Source organism: Micromonospora echinospora, assembly GCF_014203425.1.
Lineage (GTDB): Bacteria > Actinomycetota > Actinomycetes > Mycobacteriales > Micromonosporaceae > Micromonospora > Micromonospora echinospora_A.
Genome location: NZ_JACHJC010000001.1, coordinates 3,250,001 through 3,265,995, shown reverse-complemented (window position 1 = coordinate 3,265,995; position 15,995 = coordinate 3,250,001). Strand labels below are relative to the sequence as shown.

Genomic DNA, 15,995 nt, shown 5'->3' with positions numbered 1-15,995 from the left:
GTCAGTCGGGCAGCCGGCCCAGTTCGTCGAGGTGCCGCAGCCCCGGCGTGGACGCGATGACCTGGGTGAAGCTGACCTTCTCGCTGGCGGCGGTGAGCGCGGCGAGCACGGCCAGCACGCCGGCCCGGCCCAGCGGCCCGGTACGCGCGGCGATGCTCACCCCGAGCAGCGCGCCGAGCGCGTTGGCGCCGCTGTCCCCGACCATCACCCGTTCGCCGAGGTCGTCCCCGACGAGCGCGGCCGACGCGCCGACCGCGCCCGCCGCGATGCCGCCGTACGGGCCGGTGGTCAGTGGCGCGCCGAGCAGCATGCCGGACTTCAGCGCCCGGCCGGGCCGCAGGTCGAGCAGGTTGACCAGGTTCGCGGTGCCGGCCACCACGCCGGCGCCGAGCAGCACGTCGAGCCCTCGGCCGAACGCGCCGGCCCGCTGGCGGCGGGGGTGTGCGGCGACCCGCCGGTCGGCGGCGAGCAGCGCCGCGGCGCCGAGCCCGGCCACACCGACCCCGGCGACCTTCACCATCCCGGCGGTGACCTGACCCTCGCGCAGCGCGGCGAGGTGCCCGGCGAAGCCCTTGGCGGCCTTCTGCTCGGGGCGTGCGCCGACCACGTCGTCGTAGAGGCCGACAGCGCCCGCGCCGAGCCCGGCGACGAGCGCGGCGGCGCCGGCCGGTGCGCTGCCGGCGCCCAGCGCGGCGCCGGTGGCCGCGCCCACTGCGAGGGCCGGACCGGCGGCCAGGGTCACCGTGCGGCCCCGGTAGTTGGTGCGCTCCAGCGCCGGCCCGCCCGGCGACGTGCGCGTCTGGCGCAGCGTGTAGCGGGCGGCCAGCACCCCGGCGCCCACGGCGAGCAGCCGACCCAGTCTCACGGGACCTCCTCGATCCGGACTTCGAACGCGACGCGGCACGGACCGGGCGGCCCGCAGCGGTCACCGGGGCAGTGTAGGCACCCGGGAGGTGGCGTTGTCGCCCACGCCGTACTGGCCGGTCTTCTTCTCGGTGAGCTGCTGCGCCAGTGCGAGGCTGGTGCCCAGCTGGCCCTGCACGGTGTTGGCGTTGTCGACGGTGGAGATGGTCTGCGACAGCACCGGGTCGCCGCGGACCACGGAGACCAGGTTCCCGCCGGTCGAGCCCATGCCGGCGACCACGAGCGCCCCGGCCTGGTCGAACTGCTCGGCGATCTTCACCACCGACTCGTCCTTCTTCGCCGAGTCCTTGTCCACGTACGGCTGGCCGGTGACCATCACCACCGCCTCGGCGGCGGTGGAGATCTTGTCCGCCGGGGTGAGGTAGCCGGCGGTGGCGTAGTGCTCCAGCACGGCGCGCCGGTCGGCCTCGCTGACCGCCGGGCTGCCCGCGGGGCGGTCCACCAGGACGTTCGCCAGCAGCGCGCTGGAGGTCTCCACGCCGTGCCCGTTGCCGGGCAGGTTGACGGTGGGGGCGCTGTTCGGACGGGCGGCGGTGACCGCCAGCTCCAGCAGGTTGTTGTTGCTGTCCGGGTTGACGAACTTGTCCTGGACGTCGATCCGGCCGGTGATGTCGGCACCCGCGGTCTGGAGCATCTTCGTCACGCCCTCGGCCTGGTCGCGGCCACTGGGCAGGGTGAGCACCAGCACCCGGCGGCCGGTCAGCTTGCCGGGCAGGACCAGCTGGGCCATCTCGGCGGCGAAGTCCTCCTCGGTCTCCAGCTGCTTCTGCATGCTGTTGACTGTCTGGCGCATCAGCGAGTTGTCCTTGCGCAGACCGTTGACGTTCTCCCGCAACGAGTCGGCGACCGGCCCGTTGAGCGCGGCGGTGCCGACCACCAGGCCGATCGCCAGCGCCAGGAAGACCGCGGTCAGGGACACCACGTGGTAGCGAAAGTTGATCACGCTTGCAGCCTCTTGATCGTCGGGGGAGCTAGAAGAGCTGGCCGAGCTGGAACACGAAATTGTCCCACCATTCGGAGACCACGCCCAAATACGCCTTCCCAACGGTGGAGACCGCCACCGCGGAGGCCATCGCGGCCACCGCCGACAGGACCAGCAGCAGCAGCGACGACCCGGAGATGCTCTGCCGGTAGAGCCGGCTGACGCCCTTGGCGTCGACCAGCTTGCCGCCCACCTTCAGGCGGGTCAGGAACGTCGACGCCATGCCGCCGCGGCCCTTGTCCAGGAACTCCACCAGGGTGGCGTGGGTGCCGACGGCAACCAGCAGCGAGGCGCCCTTCTCGTCGGCCAGCAGCATGGCGAGATCCTCGCTGGTGGCCGCCGCCGGGAAGGTGATGGCCGGTACGCCGAGACCGTTGACCCGGGCCAGGCCCGGGGCCCGCCCGTCCGGATAGGCGTGCACGATCACCTCGGCGCCGCAGCGCAGCACGTCGTCGGTGACCGAGTCCATGTCCCCGATGATCATGTCCGGGGTGTAGCCCGCCTCGACGAGCGCGTCCGCCCCGCCGTCGACGCCGATCAGCACCGGCTTGAACTCCCGGATGTACGGGCGGAGCACGTCCAGGTCCGCCTTGTAGTCGTAGCCGCGCACCACGATCAGGCAGTGCCGGCCCTGGATCTGGGTCTGGATCTCCGGTACGCCGACACCGTCGAGCAGCAGGTCACGTTCCTGGCGCAGATAGTCCATCGTGTTGGCGGCGAACGCCTCCAACTGCACCGACAGGCCCTCCCGGGCGTCGGCCATCGACTTGGCCACGGTCTCGGCGTCCTGCAACGTGCCGTGCGCGACCGGCTCGTCGCCCACGAAGACCGTGTTGCCCTCGATGCGGACCCGGCCGCCCTCGCGGACCTGCTCGAAGACGCTCTCGCCGAGGTCGTCCAGCAGCGGGATGCCCGCGGAGATCAGCACCTCCGGACCGAGGTTGGGATAGCGCCCGGAGACCGACGGCTTGGCGTTGAGCACCGCCGCCACGCCCACCGCGACGAGCGAGTCGGCCGCCACCCGGTCCAGGTCGACGTGGTCGATGACCGCGATGTCGCCGGGGCGCAGCCGCCCGACCAGCCGTTTCGTCCGGCGATCGAGGCGCGCGGTGCCGACGATGGAGCCCGGCTCCGGGTTCCGGCTCCGGCGCAGTATGGGTAGACGCATCGTGACCATCCTGGCATGTGAGGCAGGTTTTGCTGTCGCGACATGCCTGAGCAGGGCCGCCTACCCAGGGAAGCACACCGGAACCCGCCCCGGTGTGCTTGCGCTCACAATCGGGGTATCACGGACGCCTTTCCTTGGCCGCCACGGCCAGGAGCTCCTCGGCATGGGCGATACCCAGATCCGAGTCCGGCAAACCGGCGAGCATCCGGGCCAGCTCCCGGGCGCGCTCGGTGTCCTCCACCACGCGCACTCCGCTCGTGGTGACCGCTCCCCCGGTGTCCTTGGCCACCACCAGGTGCCGGTCGGCGAACGCGGCGACCTGCGGCAGGTGGGTGACCACGAGCACCTGGTGGCTGCGGGCCAGCCGGGCCAGCCGGCGGCCGATCTCCACCGCGGCCTGGCCGCCGACACCCGCGTCGACCTCGTCGAACACCAGCGTGGGCGGGCCGCCGGAACCGGCGAAGACCACCTCGATGGCGAGCATCACCCGGGACAGCTCGCCGCCGGAGGCGCCCTTCTGCAGCGGCAGCGCCGGCGCGCCCGGGTGGGCCAGCAGCCGCAGCTCCACCTCGTCGGCGCCGTCCGCGCCGACACCGGTCTCGACGCCGTTGACCGGCAGGCTCGGCTCGGACCGGCCCGCCGGCCGGGGCAGCACCGCCACCTCGATGCGGGCGTGCGGCATGGCCAGCCCGGCCAGCTCGACAGTCACCTCCTCGGCGAAGCGGACCGCGGCCTCCCGCCGGGACGCCGACACCCGGCCGGCGAGGTCGGCCACCTCACCGGCGAGCCGGGTCGCCTCGCGGTCCAGCTCGTCCAGCAGCTCGTCGGAGGTGTCCAGATCGGACAGCCGGGTCCGGGCCCGCTCGGCCCAGGCGACCACGCCGTCGACGTCGTCGGCGTACTTGCGGGTGAGCCCGCGCAACGCGGCCCGCCGCTCGTAGACGGTCTGCAGGCGGGCCGGGTCGGCGTCCAGCGCGGCCAGGTAGGTGGACAGCTCCGCGGCCACGTCGGTGACCAGCGTGGCGGCCTCCTCCAGCCGGGCCGCCAGCTCGCCCAGCGCCGGGTCGGTGCCGGCCTGCGCCTCCAGCGTGCGCCGCGCGGTGCCGAGCAGCGCCGCCGCGTCCGGCGTCTCGTCGGCCGCCTCGACGCCGCCGGCCACGCACTGCTGCGCGACCTGCGCCGCGGTGCGCAGCCCTTCGGCGTGCTCCAGCCGCTGCGCCTCCGCCTTCAGCTCGTCGTCCTCCCCCGGCTGGGGGTCGACCCGGGTGATCTCGTCCAGGCCCAGCCGCAGCAGGTCGGCCTCCTGGTTGCGCTCGCGCGCGTTGCGCCGCCGGTCGGCCAGGTCGTCGACGACGGTGCGCCACCGGGCGTACGTCTCGCGCAGCGCGTCGAGCAGCTTCTCGTGCTCGGGGCCGGCGAACCGGTCGAGCGAGGCCCGCTGCTCGGCCGGGCGCAGCAGCCGCAGCTGGTCGGACTGGCCGTGCACGGCGAGCGCCTGTTCACCGACCTCGCCGAGCGTGGACACCGGCATGGCCCGGCCGCCCAGGTGCGCACGGGAGCGCCCCTCGATGGTGACGGTGCGGCTGAGCAGCAGCGAGCCGTCCTCGTCGGGCTCGCCGCCGGCGTCGATGATGCGGGCGTGCACCGACTCGGCCACCCGCCCGCCCAGACGCAGCCGGCCCTCCACCACCGCGCGGCCCGGCTGGGCGCGCACCCGGCCGGCGTCGGCGCGGCCGCCGAAGAGCAGGCCGAGGCCGGTCACCACCATGGTCTTCCCGGCGCCGGTCTCGCCGGTGATGACGTTCATCCCCGCGGCCAGCGGCAGCGTGGTGTCCTCGATGACGCCCAGTCCGGTGATGCGCAGCTCTTCCAGCACAGCACCCGACAGTAGCCCCGCCCTGTGACAGTTGACCAGCCGGCCGGGCGGGGCGGGGCACCCGTGCAGCTCAGCTGTGTGTTGGAGGAGATCGGCCTGACCGCGGACGAGGAGGAGCTCTACCGCTGCCTGGTATGCGCGAACACAGCCCGCGTCGGTGACTTCACGCGGCGGCTGGGCCGCCGATTGGCCGTGGTGGACGGTCGCACCGCGATCGGCCTGCTGGTGCCCGACCACGGCCGGCTGGCCGACCTGATGGCCGCCGCACCGGCGACATGTCGCCAGGTGGACACGAGCACAGCGCGGTGGAGGGCCGGGACGCCGGAGATCGCGTCGCCCAGCTCGCGCGCCGCCGCTTCCTCCGGCGGCGGCTCCGCGACCTGTCCGCCCGACGGGGTCGACACCCGATCGGACGCGGCGCGCCGGTCCGCCCGCCGCGGCCGGCTTCGACGCTCCGGCGTCCCGACCGTCGCGGCCCCGACCACCCCCTGGCCGAGCCCGCGACATCCGGGCCACGCATCCGGAAGCGGCGGGCCTCACCGCCGCGCCCGGACTCACCTCATCGCGGCCCGTACGCCCACCGTAACGCGCGCGGCGGCCCGGGCCGGTGGTCCGAACGGAGGTTTCCGCTGATCCGTCGGTCAGCGACGGTTGCCCCGCCAGCCCTGGACGGGCAGGTCGAACTTGGCCACCAGCCGGTCGGTGAACGGGCGCGCCCGCAACCGTACGATGCGCACCGGCAACGTGCCCCGGCGTACCGTGACCCGGGCGCCGGGCGGCAGGTCGTAGACGCGCCGGCCGTCGCAGCAGAGCACGGCCAGGGTGGTGAACGGGTCGACGGTGATGACGAACGTCGACGTCGGCGCGGTCACCAGCGGGCGGCTGAACAGCGCGTGCGCGCTGATCGGCACCAGCAGCAGCGCCTCCACCTCGGGCCAGACCACCGGCCCGCCGCCGGAGAACGCGTACGCCGTGGAGCCGGTCGGGGTCGCGCAGATCACGCCGTCGCAGCCGTACCGGGACAGCGGCCGGCCGTCCACGTCGACGAGCAGCTCCAGCATCTGGGCGCGCTCGCCCTTCTCCACGCTGATCTCGTTCAGCGCCCACGACTCGATGGTCGGCCCGCCCTCGAACTCGGCGGTGACGTCCAGCGTGAGCCGTTCGTCCACGCTGTAGTTGCGCTCGACCACGTCACGTACCGCGGTGTCCAGGTCGTCGATCTCCGCCTCCGCGAGGAAGCCGACCTTGCCGAGATTGATGCCCAGCAACGGGACCTTCGTCGGGCGGGCCAGCTCGGCCGCGCGCAGGAACGTGCCGTCCCCGCCGAGCGCGAAGACGATCTCGGCGCCCTCGGCCGCCTCCGGACCGGTCACCGGCACCACTCCGGGCAGGTCCAGGTCGTCGGCCTCCTCGGCCACCACCCGCACCTCGAAACCGGCGGCGATCAGGTCGGCGGCCACCGCGCGGGCGTGCTCGGTGCTGCGTCGACGGCCGGTGTGCGTCACCAGCAGCGCGGTGCGGCTCACCCGGACACCTCCTCGGTCGTGGCCGCCGTGGTGGCGGCGCCCTGCGGACCGGCGGCCACCACCGCGCGGACCCGCTCCGGGTCCGCGGCGGGCGCGTCCCCGCGCAACCATACGAAGAACTCGACGTTGCCGCTCGGCCCGGGCAGCGGGCTGGCCGCCACACCGGCAAGCCCGAGACCGAGCCCGGCGGCCGCCGCGGCCACGTCCAGCACCGCCTCCGCGCGCAGCGCCGGATCGCGGACCACGCCGCCGGCGCCGACCCGCTCCTTGCCGACCTCGAACTGCGGCTTGACCATCAGCGCCAGGTCGCCGCCGGGGCCGGTGCACGCGGCCAGCGCGGGCAGCACCAGACGCAGTGAGATGAACGACAGGTCGGCCACCGTCAGGTCGACCGGGCCGCCGATCGCCTCCGGCGTGAGCGTACGCACGTTCGTGCGCTCGAACACCCGGACCCGCTCGTCGGTACGCAGCGACCAGGCGAGCTGCCCGTAGCCGACGTCCACGGCGACCACCTCGGCGGCGCCGCCACGCAGCAGCACGTCGGTGAAACCACCAGTCGACGCGCCGGCGTCCAGGCAGCGCCGGCCCGTGACGGTCAGCCCGCCGGGGGCGAACGCGGCGAGCGCGCCGGCCAGCTTGTGGCCGCCCCGGGAGACGTACTCCTGCGCCGGATCCTCGCCGGTGACCAGCAGCGGATCGGCCGGGTCGACCATCGCCGCGGCCTTCCGCGCCGTCACTCCGCGCAGCTGGACGCGACCGGCCTCCACGAGCGCGGCGGCCTGTTCCCGGGAACGGGCCAGGCCGCGCCGGACCAGTTCGGCGTCCAGCCGGGTACGACGAGCCATCAGGTGTGTCTCCGCCTCTGCTCAGGCCTGGTCGATGGTGGCGAGGGTCTCGCGCAGCGTCTCGTACGCCGCCTCGTACTGGGCGATCTGGTCGGCCGGGGCGAGCGCCTCGGCGTTGGCCATGCCGAGCACGGCGGCGTCCACCGCCGGGTGCCGCGCCTCGCCGACCTCCTCGACCGGCGCGGGGCGTACCCCCGGGGGCGGTCCGGGCCGCGGGCCCGGCGGCGGACCGGGCCGGGGCGCGGTCACGAGCCGTCCGCCCGGCGCCCGGTGGCCTTCTTCGCCGGCCGGGCGGGCGCGGTGGGCGAGCCGTCGGCAGGGGTACGGGCCATGGTGGCGGGCGGCTTCTTCGCGATCGCCTTCTTGGCCACCGTCTTCTTCGCCACCGCCTTCGTCGGCGTCGTCGCCGGGGTCCCGGCGGCGGCCTTCGGCTGCCCGGCCCCGGACGGCGCTGCCGGTGACGGCTCAGCACGGGACGGCTCGGTCTGCGGCGCGGTCGCGCCGGACGGCGCCGCGGCCCCGGTCGGGGCGGCAGGCTCGGACGCTCCGGCGGGCGGCGTCTCGCCGGGCCCGAGGTTGCCGCGCGCCTCGCGCAACTGCCGCTCCAGGTCGTGCACCCGGCGGGTCAGCTCGGCGACCTCGTCGGCGGTGGCCAGCCCGACCGCGCCCAGCGCCCGGTCCACCTCGAAGCGGACCAGCTTCGTCAGTGACTCCCGGTTCGCCAGGCCGGTGGCGACCAGCTCCTCGGCGAGCGTCTGGATCTGGGCGGCGGTCGCGCCACCCTGGCCGACGACGCGCATGACCGCGTCCTGTGCCTTCTTCCGGGGCGCCTCCGTCAGGCCCATGGCCAGCTCGAGGTAGGCGCGCCACGCGTCCTGCATGCCTGAGTCCTTCCGCGGGGCGAGGTGTGCAGGTGCCACGCTACCGGGCACCCCGGACGCCCCATTGCGGTACGGTGCCGGGAAACGGCGTGGTTCGTGGTGAGGAGACGATGTGGCCAGCGTGGACGAGTGCCGGCAGGCGTTGCACGACCTGGCCGCGCGGCTTGACCGAAACGCCGAGACGCAGGGACGCATCGACCTGGACCGCACTCTCGCCTGCCGGATCACCGATCTCGGCACCGCCTTCCACGGGCGGCTGGAGGGCGGGCGGCTGGTCGACCTGGCCGACGGCGACGACCCGAAGGCGAAGATCGCGCTGAGCACCGGAAGCGACGACCTGGTCGAGCTGGTGAACGGCCGCCTCGACGTGATGTCGGCGGTCGCCTCCCGGCGGGTCTCGATCAAGGCGAACCCGTTCGACCTGATGAAGCTCCGCAAGCTGCTCTAGTCGATCGGCCGCGCAGGCCGCCCGCCGCTCAGCCGTCGGGCCGGTTCGCCGCTCAGCCGTCCAGGCCGAACGCGGCGAGCGCCTCCGCCGCCGCCGGGGACTGCGCCCGCACGCGCGGCCCGGCCGACGCCGACCAGGCCACCGCGCAGAGCGCCGCCAGCGCCTCCAGCGGCGTCCCCGCGCCGTCGAGCACGAGGTCCGCGCCGGCCTCCGTCACCGACCAGCCGCCGGTGGTCGCCCGGCCCGGCACCGCCACCACCGCGGCCGGGTCGAACAGCCCTGCCAGGTCGAACGAGACGTACGTGGGGCGGCGCTCCTCGGGCGCGGCCAGCAGCTCGGCGGCGTCGCTGACCCCGGTGAGCACCAGCAGGCTGTCCAGCCCAGCCCGGCGCGCGCCCTCGATGTCGGTGTCCAGCCGGTCCCCCACCACGAGCGTGCGCCCGCTCCCGGCCCGGCGCGCGGCGGTGGTGAACAGCGCCGGCTCCGGCTTGCCCACCACCACGTCGGGGTCACGACCCAACGCGGTACGCAGCACCGCGACCAGTGAGCCGTTGCCCGGCAGCGGGCCGCGCGGGCTGGGCAGGGTGCGGTCGGTGTTCGTGGCGTACCAGGGCGCGCCCGCGCGTACCGCCAGGGACGCCTCGGCCAGGTCGGACCAGCCGACCTGCGGACCGTAGCCCTGGGCCACGGCGGCGGGCTCCTCGTCGGCGGTGGACACCGGCCGCAGGCCCACCGCGCGCAGCTCGGCCCGCAGCGCCTCCGCGCCGACCACGAGCACCGGCGCGCCCTCGGGCAGCCGGTCCCGGAGCAGCTCGGCCGTGGCCGCCGCGGAGGTGAGCACCTCCGCCGGTTGCGCCGGGACGCCCATGCCCGTGAGCAGGTCCGCCACCTCGCTGGAGCGCCGGGAGGCGTTGTTCGTCGCGTACGCGACGGCGCGCCCCTCGGCGTGCAGCCGGCCGACCGCCTCGACCGCGCCGGGGATGGGCCGGTCGATCAGGTAGATGACGCCGTCCAGGTCGAAGACGACAAGCGAGTACGCGTCGACCAGCCGGCCGCCCGCACCGGCGCGGCCGGGTCGCCCCTGGTCCGCGCCGGTAGCGGTGTCCCCGCCGTACCCGGTCACCGGCGCTCCGCCGCCTCGCCCTCGCCGGCCGCAGCGTCGCCCGGCGCGGGCCGGTCGGCGTCGGCCTTGTCCGCCGGGGTGTCGTCGGCGGCCGGCGCGTCCGCAGCCGCGACGGTGCCGGCCGGAGCGGTGGTGGTCGGCTCGTCGGCCGCCGCGACGAAGGTCGGGGTGGTGGCGGTGCTGGTGGCGAGGGAGCCGGCCTCGGTGTCGGTCAGCTCGTCGTCGTCCAGATCGCCGGCGTCACGGTCCCGGTAGCCGGCCCGTGCCGCGTCCCCGCCGGCACCCGACGTGACGTCGTCGTCGCCGCTCAGCCGCGCGTCATCCTCGCGGTCCTCGTCATCGTCGTCATCGTCGTCATCGTCGTCATCGTCATCGAGGTCGTCATCGTCGTCCTCGTCGTCGTCCTCGTCGTCGTCCTCGTCCTCGTCGAGGTCGTCATCGTCGCCATCGTCGAGGTCGTCGTCGCGGGTGCCCTCGGCCGAGGGCTCGGACGCGTCCGCGTCGTCCTCCGGCTCGTCGTCGCCCTCGATGACCACGCCGTCCAGCTCCAGCAGCCGCTCGGCGGCGTCGGTCTCCCCCTCGGAGTCGACGTCGGCAGCCCGGGAGAACCACTCCCGCGCCTCCTCGCGCCGGTCCACCGCCAGCAGGGCGTCCGCGTACGCGTAGCGCAGTCGCGCGGCCCACGGCTCGGCCGAGTCGCCGGTCAGCTCACGGACCTGCAGCATCGCCACAGCCGCGTCCTTCTGCCCGAGGTCGCCGCGCGCGCCGGCAGCCACGATGAGCAGCTCGATCGCGACGGCCTGGTCGAGCTTGTCCCGGTCCGCCCCGCGGAACAGGTCGATCGCCCGCTCCGGCCGGCCCAGGGCCCGCTCGCAGTCGGCCAGTACGGCCAGGTGACTCTGCAGGCCGCTCATCCGGTGGTACGTCCGCAGCTCGGCGATGGCCGTCTGCCACTCACCCGCGTGGTACGCGGCCAGTCCGACGGCCTCCCGCACGGCGGCGATCCGCGAGGCGAGCCGGCGGGCCGCCATGGCGTGCGCCAGCGCCAGCGCCGGGTCCTCGTCGATCAGCAGCCCGGTCGCGACCAGGTGCCGGGCGACAGTCTCCGCGACCGGCTTGGCGAGGGAGAGCAGCTCCGCCCGGACAGGCGAGTCGAGGTCGCTCGCGACGACCTCGTCCGGCAGCTCCGGCGCCTCACCGGTACGCCCTTCGCCACGCTCGTCCCGGCGCTCCCGCTGCGGACCGTAGTTGCCACGGCGGTCGTCGCCACCCGGCCGGTCACCGTAGCCACGGCGCTCACCGTCCCGCTCACCCCGGAAGCCGCCCGGCCGGTCGTCGCGCCGGAAGCCACGGTCGCGGTCGCCGCCCCGGGAACCGCCCTCACGGCGGTCGCCACCGGCGTAGCTCTCCCGGCGGTCGCCGCCCTGGTAGCCACCTTCGCGACGGTCACCGCCACGGAAACCGCCCTCGCGGACGCCGCCTTCACGACGGTCCCCACCACGGAAACCACCGTCACGGTCACCACCGCGGAAGCCGCCCTCGCGGCGATCGCCGCCACGGAAACCGCCCTCACGACGGTCCCCGCCACCTTCACGACGGTCCCCACCACGGAAGCCGCCCTCGCGGTCACCGCCCCGGAAACCGCCCTCGCGGGCGCCACCTTCGCGACGGTCCCCACCACGGAAGCCGCCGTCGCGGGTGCCGCCCTCGCGACGGTCGCCACCGCCGAAGCCGCCCTCGCGACGCTCACCGCCACGGAAACCGCCCTCACGGTCGCCACCGCGGAATCCGCCTTCGCGACGCTCGCCACTGCGGAAGCCACCCTCACGGCGCTCTCCGCCTTCGCGACGCTCACCGCCGCGGAAACCGCCCTCACGGCGGTCGCCACCGCGGAACCCGCCCTCGCGACGGTCACCGCCACGGAAGCCGCCGTCACGGGTGCCGCCCTCGCGACGGTCGCCACCGCCGAAGCCGCCCTCGCGACGGTCACCGCCACGGAAGCCGCCGTCACGGTCGCCGCCCCGGAACCCGCCTTCGCGACGGTCGCCGCCCGGACGGTTTCCACTCCGGAACCCGCCCTCGCGACGCTCACCGCCACGGAAGCCACCTTCACGACGGTCACCACCGCGGAAGCCGCCGTCGCGGTCGCCGCCCCGGAACCCGCCTTCGCGACGGTCGCCGCCCGGGCGGTTTCCACTCCGGAAGCCACCCTCACGGTCGCCACCACGGAACCCGCCCTCACGGCGGTCACCGCCGCCGAATCCGCCCTCACGACGCTCACCACCGCGGAAGCCACCTTCGCGACGGTCACCGCCGCCGGAGCTGCCCTCGCGACGGTCACCACCGCGGAAGCCGCCGTCACGGTCGCCGCCCCGGAACCCGCCTTCGCGACGGTCGCCGCCCGGGCGGTTTCCACTCCGGAAGCCACCCTCACGGTCACCACCACGGAACCCGCCCTCACGACGCTCACCGCCGCCGAAGCCGCCCTCACGACGCTCACCACCGCGGAAGCCACCTTCACGACGGTCACCGCCGCCGGAGCTGCCCTCGCGACGGTCACCACCGCGGAAGCCACCCTCACGACGGTCACCACCGCCGGAGCTGCCCTCACGACGGTCACCACCGCGGAAGCCGCCGTCACGGTCGCCGCCCCGGAACCCGCCTTCGCGACGGTCGCCGCCCGGGCGGTTTCCACTCCGGAAGCCACCCTCACGGTCACCACCACGGAACCCGCCCTCACGACGCTCACCGCCGCCGAAGCCGCCTTCACGACGGTCACCGCTCCGGGCGCCACTGTCACGGTCGCCACCACGGAAGCCGCCCGGGCGGTCGTCGCGGCCGCCCCGGTACGAGGGACGGTCATCGCGACGGCCGTCGCGGCCGGCGTCACCACGCCCCTGGCCACGGTCGGCGCGATCCTCGTAACGACGGGGGCGGTCCCCGCCCTGGGGTCCTGAACTCACAGGTACATCCTTCCTGATGGCGTTTCCGCCGAGAACGCTAACGCAGTCGAGGGCCGCCCCTGCTGGGGCGGCCCTCGACTGGAAGTTTGTCCGGCGGTGTCCTACTCTCCCACACCCTCCCGAGTGCAGTACCATCGGCGCTGGAGGGCTTAGCTTCCGGGTTCGGAATGTTGCCGGGCGTTTCCCCTCCGCCATGACCGCCGTAACTCTATGAACATATCAAACAACCAACCTGCGGGTTGTTGTGTGTTCAGAGTTGCACAGTGGACGCGTAGCAGCTTAGTAGTCAAGTCCTCGGCCTATTAGTACCGGTCAACTGAACCCGTTACCGGGCTTACATTTCCGGCCTATCAACCCAGTCGTCTAGCTGGGGGCCTTACCCCACCAAGGTGGGTGGGATACCTCATCTTGAAGCGAGCTTCCCGCTTAGATGCTTTCAGCGGTTATCCCTTCCGAACGTAGCTAACCAGCCGTGCCCCTGGCGGGACAACTGGCACACCAGAGGTTCGTCCGTCCCGGTCCTCTCGTACTAGGGACAGCCCTTCTCAAGTATCCTACGCGCACGGCGGATAGGGACCGAACTGTCTCACGACGTTCTAAACCCAGCTCGCGTACCGCTTTAATGGGCGAACAGCCCAACCCTTGGGACCTGCTACAGCCCCAGGATGCGACGAGCCGACATCGAGGTGCCAAACCATCCCGTCGATATGGACTCTTGGGGAAGATCAGCCTGTTATCCCCGGGGTACCTTTTATCCGTTGAGCGACACCGCTTCCACATGCCAGTGCCGGATCACTAGTCCCGACTTTCGTCCCTGCTCGACCTGTCAGTCTCACAGTCAAGCTCCCTTGTGCACTTGCACTCAACACCTGATTGCCAACCAGGCTGAGGGAACCTTTGGGCGCCTCCGTTACCCTTTAGGAGGCAACCGCCCCAGTTAAACTACCCACCAGACACTGTCCCTGAACCGGATAACGGTCCGAAGTTAGATACCCAAATCAACCAGAGTGGTATTTCAAGATTGCCTCCACCCATACTGGCGTATGGACTTCACCGGCTCCCACCTATCCTACACAAGCTAATTCAGATACCAATGTCAAGCTATAGTAAAGGTCCCGGGGTCTTTCCGTCCTGCCGCGCGTAACGAGCATCTTTACTCGTAATGCAATTTCGCCGGGCCTGTGGTTGAGACAGTGGGGAAGTCGTTACGCCATTCGTGCAGGTCGGAACTTACCCGACAAGGAATTTCGCTACCTTAGGATGGTTATAGTTACCACCGCCGTTTACTGGCGCTTAAGTTCTCCGCTTCGCCCCGAAGAGCTAACAGGTCCCCTTAACGTTCCAGCACCGGGCAGGCGTCAGTCCATATACATCGAATTACTTCTTCGCATGGACCTGTGTTTTTAGTAAACAGTCGCTTCCCCCTGCTCTCTGCGGCCATACAACGCTCCACCCGCATGGGGCTTCACGTCTCCGGCCCCCCTTCTCCCTAAGTTACGGGGGCAATTTGCCGAGTTCCTTAACCACAGTTCGCCCGATCGCCTCGGTATTCTCTACCTGACCACCTGTGTCGGTTTGGGGTACGGGCCGCTAAGAACTCGCTAGAGGCTTTTCTCGGCAGCATAGGATCACTGACTTCACCTGAATCGGCTCGGCATCACGTCTCAGCCTATATGCGCCGCGGATTTGCCTACGGCACGGCCTACACGCTTACCCCGGCACAACCACCGGCCGGGATCAGCTACCTTCCTGCGTCACCCCATCGCTTGACTACTACCCGCCAGGTTCCCACGCTCCCCAACCTCAACCCGAAGGTCTTGGCTGGTTTGGGTGGTTAGCACAACGAGGTTCGTCAGGGTCGCTCTTTCGCGGGTACGGGAATATCAACCCGTTGTCCATCGACTACGCCTCTCGGCCTCGCCTTAGGTCCCGACTCACCCAGGGCGGATTAGCCTGGCCCTGGAACCCTTGGTCATCCGGCGGAAGGGTTTCTCACCCTTCTTTCGCTACTCATGCCTGCATTCTCACTCGTGCCGCGTCCACAACTGGGTCACCCCGCTGCTTCACCCCCGGCACGACGCTCCCCTACCCATCCACACACCTGCATACCCCATCAAGGAGGCACGAAGTTAAAATGTGAATGCCACAGCTTCGGCGGTGTGCTTGAGCCCCGCTACATTGTCGGCGCGGAACCACTTGACCAGTGAGCTATTACGCACTCTTTAAAGGGTGGCTGCTTCTAAGCCAACCTCCTGGTTGTCTATGCGACCCCACATCCTTTTCCACTTAGCACACGCTTAGGGGCCTTAGCTGGTGATCTGGGCTGTTTCCCTCTCGACTACGAAGCTTATCCCCCGCAGTCTCACTGCCGCGCTCTCACTTACCGGCATTCGGAGTTTGGCTGATTTCGGTAAGCTTGTGGGCCCCCTAGACCATCCAGTGCTCTACCTCCGGCAAGAAACACGCGACGCTGCACCTAAATGCATTTCGGGGAGAACCAGCTATCACGGAGTTTGATTGGCCTTTCACCCCTAACCACAGGTCATCCCCCAACTTTTCAACGTTGGTGGGTTCGGCCCTCCACGCGGTCTTACCCGCGCTTCAGCCTGCCCATGGCTAGATCACTCCGCTTCGGGTCTAGAGCATGCGACTGAAAACGCCCTATTCAGACTCGCTTTCGCTACGGCTCCCCCACACGGGTTAACCTCGCCACATGCCACTAACTCGCAGGCTCATTCTTCAAAAGGCACGCCGTCACCCCGCAAGGCTCCGACGGATTGTAGGCGAACGGTTTCAGGTACTATTTCACTCCCCTCCCGGGGTACTTTTCACCATTCCCTCACGGTACTTGTCCGCTATCGGTCACCAGGAAGTATTTAGGCTTACCAGGTGGTCCTGGCAGATTCACGGCAGATTTCAGGAGTCCGCCGCTACTCGGGAACACCCACAGAAGACCAGCAGCTTTCACCTACCGGACTATCACCGTCTACGGTCAGCCATTCCAGACTGTTCGACTAGCCACTGACTTTGTAACTCCTTGAACAAGTGTCAGCTCATTCAGCAGGGTCCCACAACCCCGACCACGCAACCCCTGACAGGTATCACACGCAGCCGGTTTAGCCTCAATCCGCTTTCGCTCGCCACTACTCACGGAATCACTATTTGTTTTCTCTTCCTACGGGTACTGAGATGTTTCACTTCCCCGCGTTCCCCCCACACACCCTATGTGTTCAGGTGCGGGTGACATCACATGACTGAT

11 protein-coding genes, 2 rRNA genes and 1 pseudogene (1 of these 14 cut by a window edge) are annotated in these 15,995 nt (G+C 71.3%); 2 read left to right on the top strand and 12 right to left on the bottom strand.

All coding sequences use genetic code 11. The annotated features are described in order from the left end of the window. Position 1: 1 nt before the first annotated feature. The 8 genes from FHU28_RS15410 to FHU28_RS15375 form a co-directional block, all read right to left on the bottom strand. Positions 2–865 (bottom strand): hypothetical protein, encoded by an 864-nt coding sequence (locus FHU28_RS15410; protein ID WP_184684773.1) that lies wholly within the window; start codon positions 863–865, stop codon positions 2–4. Between the two features lie 60 nt (positions 866–925). Further along, entirely contained in the window at positions 926–1,867 is a 942-nt protein-coding gene (locus FHU28_RS15405) for a copper transporter (RefSeq protein WP_184684771.1), read from the bottom strand. Between the two features lie 28 nt (positions 1,868–1,895). After that, entirely contained in the window at positions 1,896–3,074 is a 1,179-nt protein-coding gene (gene steA / locus FHU28_RS15400; RefSeq protein ID WP_184684769.1) for a putative cytokinetic ring protein SteA, read from the bottom strand. Positions 3,075–3,192: 118 nt separating this feature from the next. Then, complete coding sequence (recN, locus tag FHU28_RS15395) at positions 3,193–4,950, bottom strand: DNA repair protein RecN (protein WP_184684766.1); 1,758 nt, start codon at positions 4,948–4,950, stop codon at positions 3,193–3,195. Positions 4,951–5,591: 641 nt separating this feature from the next. Then, on the bottom strand, positions 5,592–6,476 hold the full coding sequence (locus FHU28_RS15390) for an NAD kinase (protein ID WP_073831635.1): 885 nt from the start codon (positions 6,474–6,476) through the stop codon (positions 5,592–5,594). Continuing rightward, a complete protein-coding gene (locus tag FHU28_RS15385; RefSeq protein WP_184684764.1) occupies positions 6,473–7,321 on the bottom strand; it encodes a TlyA family RNA methyltransferase in 849 nt (282 codons plus the stop codon). The genes FHU28_RS15390 and FHU28_RS15385 overlap by 4 nt, the downstream gene beginning before the upstream one ends. 21 nt (positions 7,322–7,342) lie before the next feature. Further along, positions 7,343–7,570, bottom strand: coding sequence for a hypothetical protein (locus FHU28_RS15380; RefSeq protein WP_073831637.1), 228 nt, complete (start codon positions 7,568–7,570; stop codon positions 7,343–7,345). After that, positions 7,567–8,202 (bottom strand): phasin family protein, encoded by a 636-nt coding sequence (locus tag FHU28_RS15375; protein ID WP_184684762.1) that lies wholly within the window; start codon positions 8,200–8,202, stop codon positions 7,567–7,569. The genes FHU28_RS15380 and FHU28_RS15375 overlap by 4 nt, the downstream gene beginning before the upstream one ends. A gap of 112 nt (positions 8,203–8,314) precedes the next feature. Here FHU28_RS15375 and FHU28_RS15370 point away from each other — a divergent pair, with 112 nt between their 5' ends. After that, positions 8,315–8,650, top strand: a complete 336-nt coding sequence (locus FHU28_RS15370; RefSeq protein WP_184684760.1) for an SCP2 sterol-binding domain-containing protein — start codon at positions 8,315–8,317, stop codon at positions 8,648–8,650. 52 nt (positions 8,651–8,702) lie between these two features. Here FHU28_RS15370 and FHU28_RS15365 read toward each other — a convergent pair whose 3' ends face one another. Continuing rightward, positions 8,703–9,698 carry an HAD-IIA family hydrolase gene (locus FHU28_RS15365; protein WP_184689562.1) on the bottom strand — a complete coding sequence of 332 codons (996 nt, stop codon included), beginning with the start codon at positions 9,696–9,698 and terminating at the stop codon, positions 8,703–8,705. A 341-nt stretch (positions 9,699–10,039) separates the two neighbouring features. Then, positions 10,040–10,804 (bottom strand): annotated as a pseudogene (locus FHU28_RS15360) (hypothetical protein); the annotation flags it as partial. 3 nt (positions 10,805–10,807) lie between these two features. Here FHU28_RS15360 and FHU28_RS33075 point away from each other — a divergent pair. Continuing rightward, positions 10,808–12,730, top strand: a complete 1,923-nt coding sequence (locus FHU28_RS33075; RefSeq protein ID WP_221454927.1) for a hypothetical protein — start codon at positions 10,808–10,810, stop codon at positions 12,728–12,730. 94 nt (positions 12,731–12,824) lie between these two features. On the opposite strand, the gene rrf is transcribed toward FHU28_RS33075, so the two are convergent. After that, positions 12,825–12,941: ribosomal RNA gene (gene rrf / locus FHU28_RS15355) — 5S ribosomal RNA — on the bottom strand. 77 nt (positions 12,942–13,018) lie between these two features. Then, positions 13,019–15,995: ribosomal RNA gene (locus tag FHU28_RS15350) — 23S ribosomal RNA — on the bottom strand (it continues 133 nt past the right edge of the window).

Bases quoted from the DNA above. Each gene is read 5' to 3' on its own strand.
- steA (WP_184684769.1), bottom strand. From the start codon at position 3,074: ATGCGTCTACCCATACTGCGCCGGAGCCGGAACCCGGAGCCGGGCTCC.
- FHU28_RS15385 (WP_184684764.1), bottom strand. From the start codon at position 7,321: ATGGCTCGTCGTACCCGGCTGGACGCCGAACTGGTCCGGCGCGGCCTG.
- FHU28_RS15375 (WP_184684762.1), bottom strand. From the start codon at position 8,202: ATGCAGGACGCGTGGCGCGCCTACCTCGAGCTGGCCATGGGCCTGACG.